We start from the raw sequence: 15,696 nt of genomic DNA, 5'->3' as shown, positions 1-15,696 counted from the left end.
CCGTTCGACTTGCATGTGTTAGGCACGCCGCCAGCGTTCGTCCTGAGCCAGGATCAAACTCTCCGATAATCCCTTTATCTTCGAGCTCTTGGCTCTTGTTTCCTTCTGCCTTCTGTGTACCTCAAAGTATCACCGGGTTCATTCTTCCTGAACATCTTTCGATGTCCTTTCTTCCATCGGGCTTTCGCACAACTGTTTAGTTTTCAAAGACCAGCGAGACCTGCTACTGCACACGGATATGTTAGTATCGCAAAGGACATGGATGTCCGAAAGCGACCCGCCTTATCCGCGGCGACATTAGGTATTCTACCATACCTTTTCGGGCCATGTCAAGATGAAGATCTTCCCATTTTTTTCATCTAACCGCCCTCTATTTACGGTTATTGTGTCACCGAATAGCAGCGGTGATACTATAACACGGTCGATGACGAAAATTCAATCTCCAGATTTCTAATCTATCATCTGCTATTGTCGACGAATTCAATTACTCTTCCATATCCGGCAAGTATGCAAACTAATGCTTGATTTTACGATGAATTATTATTACCGCTTATTGATTTTGTGTTTGGCCCAGTAGTCCGCCCCATAATTTCTGATCCAGCATCAACTGGAGATACGTTGTCGGAACTTCGCCCAGGATGGTCGTTTCATCACGCAACGCTTTTTCTTTTAAAGGTATCTTTACCTCAAGAATGATCTCCGTCCCACGCACTAACGCCTTCTTGACAAGAGTGTGAATGAGATATTCTTTCTCGGACGCTTCCAGGTCATCAAGTCTTTCGGCTACGCTGTGGGCAAGTTCTCTAATAAGGTCAATTTCCTGTTCAAGGGTCGCCTCCGCTTCCACAGCGTTAGATAGTTCCTTTAAACGGACTTCCGCAGACTTTCGTGCTGAATTGATATCTTCGACAGCTCTTTCAAAGTCGTCCAGGTCAATAAGTCCACGCCGGTAAGCCGTAAAGACGCGCTCCTTTTCCTGGCTTAGTTCTTCCATTCTCCTTGCAGCTATATCCATTTCTCTATTCTTTGCCTCATTAACCCGCTTTTGACGAGCCTCGATAAGCATTGTTTCAAGTTCGCCAAGCCAGGTCTTAATTTTATCCCATACAATTTCTTCAGCTTCCTCCGCTCTTATGAAAGGCCTCCCACACCTTTCGGGAGCTTTTCTATAGTCGCTTCCGGAAAAGTGACGGCGACAGCAGACGTAGTAACGACGTTTGTTGCCGTTTGTAGTACCATGCATCTGACTGCCGCATTCACAGTATAAGATTCCTGACAATAAATACACATTATATCTGCTATCTCTCCTTCCTTCCTTTCTTTCTTTTATATTTATCTGGATTCGATCCCATTTTTCCTTGTCAATCAATACTGGAATAGGAACAGGTATCCATTCGTCTCGCGGGCGAATTCTGCTGTTCCGCTTTTCCCCCTTTTGTCTCGCGGCCTTGTTTCCCTCTGTATTATATCTGTTAAGGAAAACAGTGCCCAGATATGATGGATTAGATAATATCCGCCTGATTGTGTTCCGATACCACTTACCGCCAAGCGGCCCGATAATGCCAAGGCTGTTTAGGTAATCAGCGATTTCTGGCGGCGTGCTGCCAGCAAGCGCCATATCGCACATCAGATGATAAACATCTGCTTTTTCCTGGTCAACAACCAGTCCACCGTTTTCGTATTTATAACCATACAAACGAAAATGATGCGTAAGGAGTCCACGCTGAGCCTTAATTTTTTTGCCGAATTGAGTACGAACCTTTATTTTTTCCTTTTCATACTCAGCAATAGCACCGCGCAGAGAGTAAAATAGCCGCCCTTCTGGTGTATCCTGCCACTCGAAATTAACAAATTCCAAACGACAACCATATCTTTCAATCGTTTCCGAGAGCAGCAACTGGTGCGCCAGTTTTCGGCTCAGACGGTCGGGATCGTAAACAATAAACCAGGTTGCTCCTGACTTAGCCGCAGCAAGAGCAGCCTGCAACGCCGGTCGCTCCAAAATCTCTCCGGTTACACCGGCATCACAATAAACTTCGATTCTGGTTGCTCCCAGTTCTTGCGCTTTTTTCCGGCAATCTCTTTCCTGGCCTTCTAAGCTAAACCCATGACGTGCCTTTTCCTCTGTGCTCACTCGCGTGTAGATTATCGCTAACATGCGCAACCACCTTTTCTTTCTGCAATTTTTCAAGGATGCGCATAACTACATATCGTCTTGCCTCCGCTAACGTCTCTCTGCATTCATCATCACTGCCGGACTGAATAACCTTAACAGTTAAACTTCTTGCATTTTTAAGCCTCTGCAAAGGCAACCCTCCTCTCATTTCATTCTACGCTCAGACTAATTTGTCCTATTACCAGAGCAAAAGAAAACTCCAGGCGACTAAAACCTGGAGTTAACCCACCATCCTGGATGGAGCATGGATATATTAAATGGGTATATTAAAATATAAGGGTATCATCCCTCAATACTGAATGCTTCTTTCTTACGGCAATATTTCTCACGCAGTTTTGGTTTTTCAATTTTACCAGTCGGGTTTCGTGGTATCTTATCGAAGAAGACTTTGCGCGGCCGCTTGTACCTGGGTAAAGCCTGACAAAATTCTAAAACCATTGCTTCTGTCAGTTTCCTTCCCGGTTTGGTCTCCACAATAGCCACCGGTATTTCGCCCAACCGTTTATCTGGCATACCGATTATCGCCACATCTTTTACATCATCATGGGTTTGCAGAAAATTTTCAATTTCTACTGGGAAGATATTTTCTCCACCTGATATGACAATGTCTTTCTTGCGATCAACCAGGTAAATAAATCCGTCTTCATCCTGTCGCGCCATGTCTCCGGTATAAAGCCAGCCGCCCTTGAGCACCTTGCTGGTGGCTTCCGGATTTTTGTAATAACCTTTCATAACGCCCGGGCCCCTAACAATTAACTCACCAACTTTTCCGATTGGAACGGGCTGGTCATGATCATCAACAATCATTGCTTCCCATCTAAAACCGGGCAGACCAATCGCTCCTACCTTGTGAATGTTGTCAATCCCAAGGTGAACGCAGCCTGGTCCAGTTGATTCACTCAAGCCGTAATTGGTATCATACATTTGATCTGGAAAATATTTCTTCCACCTTTGAATTAAACTTGGTGGCACGGGCTGGGCTCCAATGTGCATGAGACGCCACTGGTTAAGGTTATAATCCCTCAGGTCAACTTCGCCGCTTTCAATAGCGTCAAGAATGTCCTGCGCCCAGGGCACAAGAAGCCAAACGATGGTGGCCCTTTCTTCCGATACTGCTTCAAGTATCCACCGGGGCCTGACGCCGCGCAGGATAACAGCCTTTGAGCCGACAAGCAGGCTTCCAAACCAGTGCATCTTTGCCCCAGTGTGGTATAGCGGCGGAATGCAAAGAAAAACGTCGTCGTGATTCTGCAGGTGATGGCGATTTTCCGTGATGCAGGCCGATACAAGGTTGGCATGTGTTAAAATAATTGGTTTAGGAGTACCAGTAGTGCCTGACGAAAAATAGAGAGCGGCCTCATCATCATCACGAATGGTTACATCAGGAGGTGAAGCTGGATATCTGGCCAGTAGCTCAACATAACTTTCGGCTGAACCAGGGCATTCTTCACCTACAAAAATAAATCTCTCAATAAAGGAAAGCCTATCTTTAATTTGGTCAATTCTCTCCCGGAACTCTGGCCCGTAAACAAGCACCTTTGCCTCAACAGTCTCTAAGCATTTCCTGATTTCCTCCGCCGTAAACCGAAAGTTCAGAGGCACGGCCAGGGCGCCGGTTTTGAGAATTCCGAAATAAACAGGAAGCCATTCCAAGCAGTTCATCATCAGCAGAGCAACCCGGTCTCCCTGGCTGACACCGCGATCGATTAAACCGTGGGCGAACTTATTGACAGCGTCTTCAAAATCCCGCCACGTTATTTCTCTTCTTCTGACTATCGCTGGATCGCGTTCGATCAAAGCGATTTCATTGGGAAACATTTGCGCATTACGGGTAAGCATTTCGGTGATTGGCACAAAAAAGACCTCCTGTCCTACTAGACTAATTGCAACCATAATGAGTTTATTTTTTCGCAGCAAATTATAGAGCAAGAAAATACGTCATACTGGCGGCGAATACTGTCATTACTACTGAAATAATCACGGCCGTTTCAATAACCTTACTCTCAATGCCAAGGGCATCTATAGTAGCCGCCGCGTTTTGCAGTTTTGCTGGGGAAATAACACTGGCCAGACCGCTGCCGATTCCCGTGGCGGCGGTTACCACCAGGGGATCTACGTTAAGCATTTTTGAGGTAATTATGTGATATTTTGTAAACATGGCAATGGTTGACGCTTCACTGCCACTGATAAAGCCGCCGAACAACCCCAGGTAAGCGCTGAAAAAGGGATACAAGCTACCAAAAGCTAAAGCTGTTCCATTAGCCAGAATCCAGATCATGTTGGAGCTTGGATTAACTAATTTCCATATCCCGTCTGTTTTCTCCATGCCTGAATTATTCATGACGAAAGCGATAGCAAAAAACACTGCGGCAGCCAGCGCCGGTCTGGGAGCGCGTTTTAACCATTTGGTTAAAGTATCACTTATCGCTTTTCCTGATGGTTTAATAAAAACAAAGGCCGCCAGAGTGCTGATAAGTACCCATGTATAAGCATTCCATACCATCCTCGTTAAAATGGGTTTTTGGCCCGGGATGATCGCCACCGGCATGGATAGTTTGTTGAATAAAATATTGAATAGAGGTTGGTAAAAGTTAATAATAAACGAAGTCAACACCAAAATAATCCAGGGAGAAAGGGCGGTGAGCAAAGACATTTTTTTCTCTATTTCTATGTCTTTCTCAGAAAGTTGAGAGCGGTCTATTATGGGATGACCTAACCACTTTAAATAAAGAATCATTGCTAAGATTGTGCAGGCGCCGGCGATCACTCCGGTTAACACCACTCCTGAACTTAAGAATGGGATATAAGCCATGAGCACAGCAACGCCACCGTTCGTGACTCCAGCAATGGTGCAGGGAATAAATCCTTCCCGAACCATCTTCCATTTTCCCACAATCCACAGCATCCCAAAACCGATCAAGGTGGAAATAACAGGTAGAAACTTGGCAAAAACTTTGGCTGAATCTACTAAAGAGACACCGGTAAGATCCGAATAGACTACAAGTGGAGCACCTAATAAGGCAAAAGTGCAAAGGGCATCAAATCCTATTGCCGGCAAAATTACCGCGATAAAAGTGGAATAGCCCAAGGCAACCAGTATAGGCGGCAAGATAGACACTGGCGTAGCGCCGACGGCTACAAGCAGCGTACCAGCTCCCACGTTGATCAGCATGATTTGGACAGCTTTATTTGCCGAAGCAAGGGTTTTCACAAATACGGTAATTCTCTGGAGTGCGCCGGTGGTTTCCATAAATGTGATCTGCAATATTGAAGTAACCACCATTAAAGATACGGGGAATGAAGAAATGATTCCAGCCAGGCTGGCCCGCAGACCCAGCTCGAGGGGAGTCTTGAAGAATGTGATCGCGATCAGAAGGGTTAACAACCATCCTACCACCCCACTTGCATCCGCCGCCATTTGTTTTTTGCTCATTAAAACAAAAATAGCTACGATTGGTAGCAAAGTTAATATAACATCAAGTAACATCCTAACCGTCCTCCCATCCTACAAAATATTAGATTCTTCAGAGTCTAATTATATGGCAATTGTTATTAACGTTCAAGAGTTTTTTCTTTATGAGTAGTTGCGCAGTGAAACGACACCCAGAATGATCGTCTCAGCAATCGGCACTGTTGAAACCACCTGAACATCTGCACTAACTAACGGAACAACGATCCTGACCATGCTTTTTACTTTCAAATACAACATGTGCCGCGTCTGGTTGATGCCCGCCTGGGCAAACTCATCCACTACTTCGGTTTGCACGGTCCCAATAGGGACAATCCGGACGTGGATTTCCGGACCATAACTGGCTAATAACTGGCTGCCCAGAACCTGCCCCAGGGGGATATAGAAACCCTCTTCCTTAAGCGCTTGCAAAGAGCGCTGGACCTCTAAGGTGGTTTCAGAAGCGATTTTGTTAATCTTGATGGTATTGGGCTGCATCATTACCACCCGTCCCCGATTGTCTTTATGTACATAAACCAGGTCAGTATACTCGACATTCGTGACAACACGGGTGTTGATCGCATCATTGATCGTTCTGGTGGCGATCTGACGAGCCTTGGCTTCTGCCATGGCTAAAATTGTGGGTTTGAGGTTGTTCTCAACGATCTTAAAGTTAATAAATAATACCAACAGGGCACCGACCAGGAACAAGATGATTGAGCGTAATTTTTTATTATACCGTCGCAAGTTCGCACCTCCCCCCTGCTACAGTAATATATGAAAAGTAGCGCGGAAAGGTGTCAAAGTACCGCTATTTACTTAACGATCATGACGGGACATTTGGCCAGCCGGATTACCTGGTCGCTAACACTCCCCATTAAAATTTCTTTAATTTTATTCAATCCCCAGCTCCCCATAATGATCAATTCAAAGTGTCGGCACCGGGCCAGGCGGACGATCGCTTCTGCTGGTTCGCCGAACTCGACCAGACATTCAACCTCCAGTCCATCATCTGTAAAAATAGCCCTGGTTTTCTCCATAATCTCTCGGCCGGCTCCTTCAACCAATTGGACCAACTTTTCGTTAACTGCTACCGGCATTAACCGGGACTTCAAGCCTAATTCCTTTGATAGAGAAGTAACATGAACCAGGGCAACCTTCTCGGTCACGCCAGCCAGGAGAAATTTCTTAGCCAGAGCGGCTGCCCGCAAAGCACTCGGTGAACCATCAGTGGGCACTAAAATGTTTTTGTACATCCCAAGCTCCCCCCTTGTTTCGCCAAATTTCAGATAGAACTTAACTATTTCACGATCAGAACCGGGCACTTGGCCAACTTTAAGACGCGGTCACTAACGCTGCCCAGGAGTAATTCCTGAAGTTTGCTCAGCCCCCGACACCCCATGATAATCAGATCACAGTTCTCTTGTTCAGCAAATGCGCAAATACTTTCCGCTGGATTACCAAAAGTCACCACTGTCCTCACCGGTAAACCAGCTTCCTCAAAGACAACCCGGCTCCTGGCCACAACTTCCGCCGCTGCTTTTTCTACCCAATCCATCACTTCGGTGTTAAAAGTGCTGGTTGTAAAACCGTCCAAGCCTATAATTTCAGTGACTATACTGGCTACATGGATTAAAGTAACTTGTTTAGCTATCCCCTCAGCCAAATACTGCTTGGCACAGCCAACTGCTCTTAAGGCACTGGGTGACCCGTCGATAGGAACCAAAACCTTGTTGAACACTTATTCCTCACCCCTTGTATAGGTAATCAACCAGAATTATTAACTCCATTTAACTTCAGTATAGCACAACTCTCTAGAGCAAACACTTCTTTATCAACAACAAAACAAGAAGGGTCTACCCTAAACGAGTAAACCCCTCAAAAAAAGGGGACAGGCTACTTTTTTTAATATGATGAAGGCTATTTAACAAGTTTAATCTGCACGAATTTCCGTTTACCCACCCGGATAATCAGACGATCAGTCACTGTGATTTCTGCATCCGGGTTATCAACTTTTTGGTCATTGATGCGCACACCACCCTGGGCGACCAAACGTCTGGCCTCGCTGCTACTGCCGGTGATCCCCGCCAAAACCAGCAACTTGGGAACCCAGACCTGCCGATCCAACCAGTCCTGCTCGGCGAGTTCAACCACGGGAATTTCGTCCGGGAGTTCGCCCTTCTGGAAAATGTTTTTAAATTCTCGTTCGGCTGTTTCGGCTGCCTCTACTCCGTGGTACATCGTGACGATTTCCCGGGCTAACCGCATTTTTACATCCCGTGGGTGTGCCAGCCCCTGATTTAGTTTATCCCTGATCTCTCTAATCTCAGCCATAGGCACTGCTGTGACCAATTCAAAATACCTGAGCATCAGTTCATCAGGTATAGACATGGTTTTTCCGTACATCTCACCAGGTGGTTCACTGATGCCGATGTAATTGCCCAGGCTTTTACTCATTTTCTGGGCCCCATCTGTTCCTTCCAGGATCGGCATCATTAAAGCAATCTGTGGTTCCTGTCCATATTCTTTTTGCAAGGCTCGTCCCACCAGGAGGTTGAACTTCTGGTCAGTCCCACCCAGCTCAATATCAGCCCGGATCGCTACTGAATCATAGCCCTGCATCAAGGGATAGAATAACTCGTGGATGCTGATCGGCAACCCCTGCCGGTAGCGCTTGGCAAAATCTTCACGTTCGAGCATTCGGGCCAGGGTATACTTGGCAGCCAGTTCAATCACCTGGACAAAGGTGAGCGTGCTTAACCATTCACTGTTGAAATGGATCCTGGTCTTCGCGGGGTCAAGGATTTTGAAAATCTGTTCCTTGTAGGTCTCCGCATTCGCCAGCACTTCTTCTTCACTCAGTTGCTTTCTGGTCTCGGACCTTCCGGTCGGATCACCGATCCGGCCAGTAAAATCGCCAATGATTAGAATGACCTGGTGCCCAAGTTGCTGAAACTGGCGGAGTTTATGTAAGACCACTGTATGTCCTAAATGAATATCGGGTGCTGTCGGATCCAGGCCAAGCTTAACTCGTAAGGGACGATTTTCCTCCAGTGATTTTCTTAATTTAGTAACCAATTCCTCTTCCGGGATGATTTCTACCGTCCCACGTTTAATAATTTCCAGCTGGCTGGCCAGTTCTTCATTTAAATTCATCGTTAAACCCCCTTGATGTTTAATCATAGCACATACACCCAGTAATTTCAAGCAAACGAACCTCAACGGTTGGTCAAAGCGGGTAAAAACTCGAAAAAGCGTCGCTTCATTCAAAAGCTTTGTGCTATAATGATGCCAGGACTTTTCGCGATAAGGTTAATCAAGGAGGCGATTTGATGGCCCCCAGAACAGTGAAAAAACGAAAAATAAGTAAAGGCCGTTTGGTGGTTCTAATTTTATTGCTCCTGGGAATTGTTATTGGCGGACTTGGTTGCGGCCTGGTGGTAGCCTCGCTCGTTACCCTGCCAGAATGGGATCCCGACAAACTGGACGCCAGTCAGACCTCTTATATTTATGATTACAAAGGTGAGTTAGCTTACCAGTTGCACGAGGTGGAAAATCGGGAAGATATCAAGCTCAGCAAGATTCCCCCTTTAATTCAGCAAGCAGTCATTGCCACTGAGGACGACCGATTCTATCAGCACATCGGGGTAAACCCCTTGGCCATTGCCAGAGCTGCCGTGGCCAACGTCACCAGTGGTTTTGGTTCTCAGGGGGGCAGCACCATCACCCAGCAACTGGTGAAACAAATTTATTTCAGCAAGGGAGAAAAGACACTCCAGCGAAAAATTCAAGAAGCCATTCTGGCGATTAAACTCGAACGCCAGTACACCAAAGATGAAATCTTAGAAATGTACCTCAACCGCATTTATTTTGGCGAAGGGGCCTGGGGAATAAAAATGGCGGCCAAGACATACTTCGGCAAAGATTTAGAGAAGGACCGGATCACCCTGGGAGAAGCGGCGATGCTGGCTGGCTTGATCCAGAGCCCAGGCACCTATGACCCATACAAATACCCGGATGCCGCGAAGCGCCGTCGGGCAATTGTGCTGTCCCGGATGGTCGAGCTGGGCTACATCTCCCCCACCGATGCCCACAAGGCCAGTGAGGAAGAATTCATTCTCAATAAGAACCAGGTGGTAAAGTCTGCTCAACGGTATCAGTACTTTGTTGACCATGTAATCGATGAAACGGATAAAATCCTTACAGCCTTGGGCACATACGATAATCCGGAAGACATTATCTATAAAGGCGGGTTAAAAATTTACACCACCCTGGACCAAAAAATTCAGGCCGCCGCTGAGGACGTTTATAGCCAGGACAGCTATTTCCCGCCAAGTAAAAAAGACAAAATCGTTCAATCAGCCATGGTCGTACTCGACCCGCACACCGGCCAAATCAAGGCCATCGTTGGTGGGCGGAACTATGCTCAGAAACGCGGATTCAACCGGGCCACAGATGCTTTGCGTCAACCTGGTTCATCAATCAAGCCGATCACTGTCTATGCCCCGGCTCTAGTTAAGGGATATACTCCAGCTACTGTGCTTGATGATACCCTGACGTCGTACAAAAGCGCAGAAGGTACCTGGACGCCCAGAAACTACGACGACACATACCGCGGGCTCATCCGCATGCGGACTGCTGTCCAGTATTCGATAAACACCTATGCCGTGAAACTACTCAATCAGATCGGAGTGGGCGAGGGAGTAAAATTTGCGGAACAATTAGGGATCACGTCCCTGGTCAAGTCAGGGCCTAAGAACGATGTTAACTTGGCTTCAATGGCTCTGGGCGGATTAACCAAAGGCGTAACTCCCTTGGAAATGGCTGGGGCCTATACCGCCTTCGCCAATCAGGGGATCTACGTCAAACCTTTTGCCATCACCAAAATTGTTGACCGAAACGGCAAAGTCCTTTTCGAAAATCGGGTCCAACAGCGTCGGGTCATGACGCCCCAGGTGGCTTACTTGATGACCAATCTGCTGGAAACAGTCGTGCAAAGCGGGACTGCTACGTCCGCTCAGCTAGACCGACCCGTCGCTGGGAAAACTGGAACCACTGACGATGATTCCAATGCCTGGTTTGTCGGATATACACCGGACTTGCTTGCTGCAGTCTGGCTCGGTTATGACAATCAGACTGAATCGATGCGCGGCGTTTATGGTGGGAATTACGCGGCAAAGATCTGGCGGGCTGTCATGGCAAAGGCCCACGCCAATATCCCGCCGCATACCTTCACCATGCCGGAAGGTTTAACCACGGTAACAGTCTGTGCCAAATCGGGACTATTACCTTCTGCTTTATGTCCGGAAAAAGACCTGGTCCAGGAGATTTTCCCGGCTGACAATGTTCCGACACAGACCTGTAATGTACATGTGCAAGCCGAAATCTGCCCTGAATCGGGTCAACTGGCCACAATCTATTGCCCAACCAAAATTACCGGGGTATTTATCAAGCGGACTGAGCCTTACAGTAGCGAAAAACCCCCGCTGGATGCCAAAGAAGAATTGCCCCGGCAGAGTTGTCCCCTGCACGGTCCTAATGCGGGAGCAAATAACGGCTCCAGCCCTACCACGGATACGGGTAACCAGACAGGCTTAACCGTGACTGTTTGCGTTGATCCGCGCCACCGTGGACAAATCTTTCTGGCCAATCGACCCGGCCCAAATCAGAGTGGTGGATGTCCGAGTCAATACGTTCAGGAACGCGTGCTACCAACCAGTCAGGTTAATAAATTAAAATATTGTGATCTTCCTGAACATAAAATCCGTTGATAGAAAATAAGTTTTAATAAAGCTATATTCTCTAAATAATAAACACACAATAATAAGTGCCCGTTGCTCACTGTAGCAACGGGCTTGTTTATATGATTCTCTGTGATATTTACTTATTTTTCAGCTGCACGACGGTCACTCCCAGACCGCCCTCGTACGGCGCACCGGCTCGCTGTGACCGAACATAAGGATGGGTAGCCAGGTACTCCTTGATCGCTGCCCGGAGGGCCCCGGTCCCTTTCCCATGAATCAAGTAAACCTGCAGCAGGCCGGCCAGGTAAGCATCATCCAGGTACTTATCCACTTGAATAATAGCTTCCTCCACCGTTAAACCACGACAGTCCAGTTCATTGGCAATTGTTTTGGTCTTATTGGCCATGAGCTGACCGTTGCCAGCATAATCACGCGTTTCTTTCTTCTCCTTGACTTTTTTCAACTCGGCGAGTTTAACGTTAATCTTCATTATCCCAGCCTGGACCTGGACCTCGCCGCTGCTGTTAGGTTCGGACAGGACATAACCCCGCTGTTGAAGTTTGATAATCTCAACCAGGTCGCCGGGCTTCAACTCGGTCAGGTTGGGGGTCGTTTCAGCCAGTTCTGTCTGAGTCTGTTCATATACCTGGTCCTGCAGGCTTTTTAGCCTCTTTTTGGCCTCCTCGGCTGTTCGCACAGCCGCTTTTTCCGCGGCTTGGGTCCGCGCCCGCCTCAACTCACGCAGGATCTGGTCAGCCTCCTGTCGGGCCTGCCGGATGATTTGGAAGGCCTCCGCCTGGGCTTTCTGCAGCAGCCGGGTCTCCCGTTCTTTCCATTCCTGCCGCTTATCCTGGAGTTCCTGGGCGATACGGGTCGCTTCACTACGCAGCCGCTCTGCTTCCTCTCTTTCCTGCTCAATGACCCGCTGGTTCTCTTTCAGGTTTTGAATCAAATCCGCCACCTGCAGTTCTTCACCCGAAATGAATTGTTTGGCCCGGTTGACTATTTCCGGAGCCAGGCCCAAACGGCTGGCAATTTCGAAGGCATTGCTCCGTCCTGGCAGTCCGATCAGCAGCCGGTAAGTTGGCCTGAGGGTGCGTACATCAAACTCGACCGAGGCGTTTTCCACCCGCTCGCGGCTATAGGCAAAAGTCTTCAGTTCACTGTAGTGAGTCGTCGCCACCACTTTCGCGCCAACATTCTGCAGGTGTTCCAGGATCGCCATCGCCAGGGCCGAGCCCTCAGTCGGGTCAGTTCCCGCCCCCAACTCGTCCAACAGGATCAGGGAACGCTGGTCAGCCGACCGCAAAATCTGGACAATATTGGACATGTGGGAAGAAAATGTGCTGAGCGATTGCTCAATGCTCTGTTCATCTCCGATGTCCACCCAAACCTGTTCAAAGACCGACAACTCCGTGCCGGTTTGCGCTGGGACATGCAATCCCGCTTGGGCCATTAGGGTCAAAAGTCCAATAGTTTTCAAGGTCACGGTCTTCCCGCCCGTATTCGGTCCGGTAATTACCAGGATGTCAAAGTCCTTACCCAGACAGACAGTCACTGGCACCGCCTGACGACCGATCAGAGGGTGACGCCCCTGAATGATAGCCAAACAGCCATGTGCGTTTAGCTTCGGCTCTCCAGCGTCCATATTCTGGCTTAATTTTCCCTTGGCCAGCACAAAATCAATCCGGCCAAGATTTTTGATGGTCTCTTCCAGCGCCGCCGCCTCCACGCGGATTAAGGAAGTCAGTTCACGCAGGATCCGGGTAACTTCCTCCTGCTCCTGCAGTCGAACCCGACGCAATTCATTATTGATCTCAACCACCGCCATTGGTTCGATAAACAAGGTCGCCCCACTGGCTGACTGGTCGTGAACAATCCCCGCGAACTGGGCGCGGTATTCTTGTTTCACTGGCACCACGTACCGGTCTCCGCGGATGGTCACGATCGCTTCCTGGAGCAGCTTCTGGTACTCCGGCTGTCGGATGATCTGTTCCAGCTTCTCCCGACCCCGACTTTCCAGCCCCCTGATCTGATGGCGCAACCGGTTCAAAGCGGGGGAGGCTGTGTCTTTAACCGTGGCATCATCGGTAATACAGTCGGTAATTTGCTTTTCCAGAGAAGGGAAAACACCCAAGCTATTGCCCATCTGCCACAGGATCGTGTCCTGACCCGCCTGCCGGGTCAAAAACCCGCGCAGCTGGCGGATGGCCATTACCGTTGAGGCTACGTCTAATAACTCGGCAGGTTCGAGCACACCGCCCATTTTGGCCTTCCAAACTGCCGACCGAATCTCGCGAATACCTCTTAGGGGCACCTGTGGTTCTCGCCGCAGGAGGTCTTTGGCTTCCGAGGTTTCCCGCTGCCAGGCCAAGATTTCCGCCAGATTGGTCGAAGGTTTGAGTTCGCTGACCTGCTCCTGACCATAGGTGCTGGTACAGCAGTCTTGCAACATAGAAAGAATCTTGTCGAACTCCAACTTGGCCAATGATTTTGGGTTCACCTGTCCACCCCTTCAATATATCTACCTTGACTCTATATTATAATATTATAACAATTATAACACACCCCGGAAGTAGTGGGCCTTTGTAAATCCTTCGGGGTTTAGCGCTACTAGCTGCTCTCTTGCTTCTGTAAGATCAGCGTTGTCCCGCTGATCGGTTAGCCTGTCCAAGACTTGTCGATAAACTTGCACGACCTGGCGGACATACGCCGGCTCTTCTCGCCGCGCTTCAATCCGCAAGACGTGGATGCCCAGACGTTGAAATTCCGGCAGGTGTTCAATCAGACACATCACTTTCGGGTTGTGAATATACATTCGGCAGGCCTGGTCCATCTCCAGCGGGAAGCGAAAATGCAAACGGTCTTGCAGATAGTAACGCACCTTCTCGCGAACACATGGTCTGGTGCAAGCCTTTTCCGCACCGCGGTTCCCGAGCAGTGCCCCCACCACACAATGTTCGGAGACCATCATCGTCAGCGCGCCGTGTACCAGGCACTCCGTTGACACTTCCCATCGGGCCGACAGGTTTTCGATCTGCGTAAAATTTAATTCTGGTGAAAGACTAACCTGGGCGACACCCAACTCTTTTAACAGTCGAATCGACCAGTCGTTATAGATATTCAACGGGTAATCAGCGTAAATGGGAACCCGGGCCTTCTCCAAAGCCACCTGCAGGCTCCCCAGGTTTGCCACTGAGACCGCCGCTGGCCGCCACTGGTTGACCTTCTCCATCAATTTCAGCAAGTTTTGCCGTTCCGCCATGTGCCAGATCCTGGGCAGCGCCACGACGATCTGGCAGCCGCGTTCGGTCCCAAAGTTAATGATCTCCTCGATCTGTTGGTCGGTCAGTCTTTCTTTATGCCGGAACTGCTCCCCGCTTAAATAGAGCAGGTCTGCTCCTGCCTGGACCGCTAGGCGGGCAGATACCTGATCCCCAACTGTTACTGCCAGCAATGGTTTTTTTTCTGGTTGATGCAAAGCCGGCTGGTCAACGGGTCCAATAGCCGCTAACCGCCGCTGAAAAATATCAGCTGGAACAGCTGGCCGGTCAAAGAAACGTAAACGTTTCGCCGTTAGTTCGGCGACCAGGCGCCGGCGGGCCTCATTAATTTCGCTGACCGGCACCATGACCTCTCCGTTAATCTCCCAGTCCAGCCCGGCTAAAATGAACGGAGTATTCCCCAGGCGCTCTAACTGCTTTTTCAACGTCGCCGCCGTCAGCGGGTGTTTTTCGGCTGGGACGCCCACAAAATCAGTTTGCGTCCGGGCCTCATTTCCCTCGGGATCGCGAGCAGTCAAGACCAACGGGGAGCCAACGGCCACCTCCGCCCTGATGGTGATCGGAATCCGGCGTCCACCCCCCGCGTATGAGGCCTGGGCCATGGCAATCAAGCGGGCGTCATGGGTCTTAAAGACGCGGTCGCCCCGCTTCACCCGTCCATCCAAAACTAAACTTACCTCCTGGCCGGGCTCGGCTCGCTCCACCGCTCTCCCTTTCACCAGGAGTTCCTTTACTACTGTGCCGCAACGACCGCCTTGAGTAACCCACACCTCAATTCCATCACCAATCCCCAACTCGTCTTCCAGGCGCAGTCGGACTACTCCGTGCTTGGGGTCATAGTCGGTCACCCGGCCCAGAAAGACCCCCCGGTTGTTGGGCCGCTGATAACTTATCAGGTCACGACCGGGATTGGTAAATGAGCCTTTTGCAAAATTAGCTTTTTTGTTAAAGGTAAAACATTGTTAGTCGTTTAGATGTACTCTTTTTTCGCTAGATTAAGGTCAAAAACCAAACCACAATGTAATTTAACATTTTATTCCAGGC

Annotated in this window: 10 protein-coding genes and 1 rRNA gene; 1 reads left to right on the top strand and 10 read right to left on the bottom strand. The window is 48.9% G+C overall.

Annotation, left to right across the window (positions count from 1 at the left end; translation table 11 throughout):
* The 8 genes from HPY81_10695 to HPY81_10660 all read right to left on the bottom strand — a co-directional run.
* A 16S ribosomal RNA gene (locus tag HPY81_10695) occupies nt 1-70 on the bottom strand; the annotation flags it as partial.
* A gap of 480 nt (nt 71-550) precedes the next feature.
* Complete coding sequence (locus tag HPY81_10690) at nt 551-2,158, bottom strand: recombinase family protein (GenBank protein NPV27874.1); 1,608 nt, start codon at nt 2,156-2,158, stop codon at nt 551-553.
* A 300-nt stretch (nt 2,159-2,458) separates the two neighbouring features.
* The gene (locus tag HPY81_10685; GenBank protein ID NPV27873.1) at nt 2,459-4,030 is read right to left on the bottom strand and encodes an AMP-binding protein; all 1,572 of its coding nucleotides are present in this window, start codon (nt 4,028-4,030) and stop codon (nt 2,459-2,461) included.
* Between the two features lie 64 nt (nt 4,031-4,094).
* Nucleotides 4,095-5,663, bottom strand: coding sequence for an L-lactate permease (locus HPY81_10680; protein ID NPV27872.1), 1,569 nt, complete (start codon nt 5,661-5,663; stop codon nt 4,095-4,097).
* Between the two features lie 87 nt (nt 5,664-5,750).
* Entirely contained in the window at nt 5,751-6,371 is a 621-nt protein-coding gene (yunB, locus tag HPY81_10675) for a sporulation protein YunB (GenBank protein NPV27871.1), read from the bottom strand.
* Nucleotides 6,372-6,439: 68 nt separating this feature from the next.
* Complete coding sequence (locus HPY81_10670; GenBank protein NPV27870.1) at nt 6,440-6,880, bottom strand: universal stress protein; 441 nt, start codon at nt 6,878-6,880, stop codon at nt 6,440-6,442.
* Nucleotides 6,881-6,924: 44 nt separating this feature from the next.
* Nucleotides 6,925-7,365 carry a universal stress protein gene (locus HPY81_10665; GenBank protein ID NPV27869.1) on the bottom strand — a complete coding sequence of 147 codons (441 nt, stop codon included), beginning with the start codon at nt 7,363-7,365 and terminating at the stop codon, nt 6,925-6,927.
* Nucleotides 7,366-7,544: 179 nt separating this feature from the next.
* Nucleotides 7,545-8,780 carry a tyrosine--tRNA ligase gene (locus HPY81_10660; GenBank protein NPV27868.1) on the bottom strand — a complete coding sequence of 412 codons (1,236 nt, stop codon included), beginning with the start codon at nt 8,778-8,780 and terminating at the stop codon, nt 7,545-7,547.
* A gap of 176 nt (nt 8,781-8,956) precedes the next feature.
* On the opposite strand from HPY81_10660, the gene HPY81_10655 reads away from it, so the two are divergent.
* A complete protein-coding gene (locus tag HPY81_10655) occupies nt 8,957-11,395 on the top strand; it encodes a penicillin-binding protein 1A (protein ID NPV27867.1) in 2,439 nt (812 codons plus the stop codon).
* Between the two features lie 109 nt (nt 11,396-11,504).
* On the opposite strand, the gene HPY81_10650 is transcribed toward HPY81_10655, so the two are convergent.
* Nucleotides 11,505-13,871, bottom strand: a complete 2,367-nt coding sequence (locus tag HPY81_10650; GenBank protein ID NPV27866.1) for an endonuclease MutS2 — start codon at nt 13,869-13,871, stop codon at nt 11,505-11,507.
* A 54-nt stretch (nt 13,872-13,925) separates the two neighbouring features.
* Complete coding sequence (locus tag HPY81_10645) at nt 13,926-15,500, bottom strand: hypothetical protein (GenBank protein NPV27865.1); 1,575 nt, start codon at nt 15,498-15,500, stop codon at nt 13,926-13,928.
* Between the last annotated feature and the right edge of the window lie 196 nt (nt 15,501-15,696).

It is taken from the genome of Bacillota bacterium (genome assembly GCA_013178045.1).
Taxonomy (GTDB): Bacteria; Bacillota; Ch66; order Ch66; family Ch66; genus Ch66.
Note: the sequence above shows the minus strand (reverse complement) of the source record. Positions and strands in the feature narration are given on the sequence as shown.

Excerpts from the sequence above, each read along its gene's own strand:
- HPY81_10670 (NPV27870.1), bottom strand. The coding sequence starts at position 6,880 with ATGTACAAAAACATTTTAGTGCCCACTGATGGTTCACCGAGTGCTTTG.
- HPY81_10690 (NPV27874.1), bottom strand. The coding sequence starts at position 2,158 with ATGTTAGCGATAATCTACACGCGAGTGAGCACAGAGGAAAAGGCACGT.
- HPY81_10655 (NPV27867.1), top strand. The coding sequence starts at position 8,957 with ATGGCCCCCAGAACAGTGAAAAAACGAAAAATAAGTAAAGGCCGTTTG.
- HPY81_10660 (NPV27868.1), bottom strand. The coding sequence starts at position 8,780 with ATGAATTTAAATGAAGAACTGGCCAGCCAGCTGGAAATTATTAAACGT.
- HPY81_10680 (NPV27872.1), bottom strand. The coding sequence starts at position 5,663 with ATGTTACTTGATGTTATATTAACTTTGCTACCAATCGTAGCTATTTTT.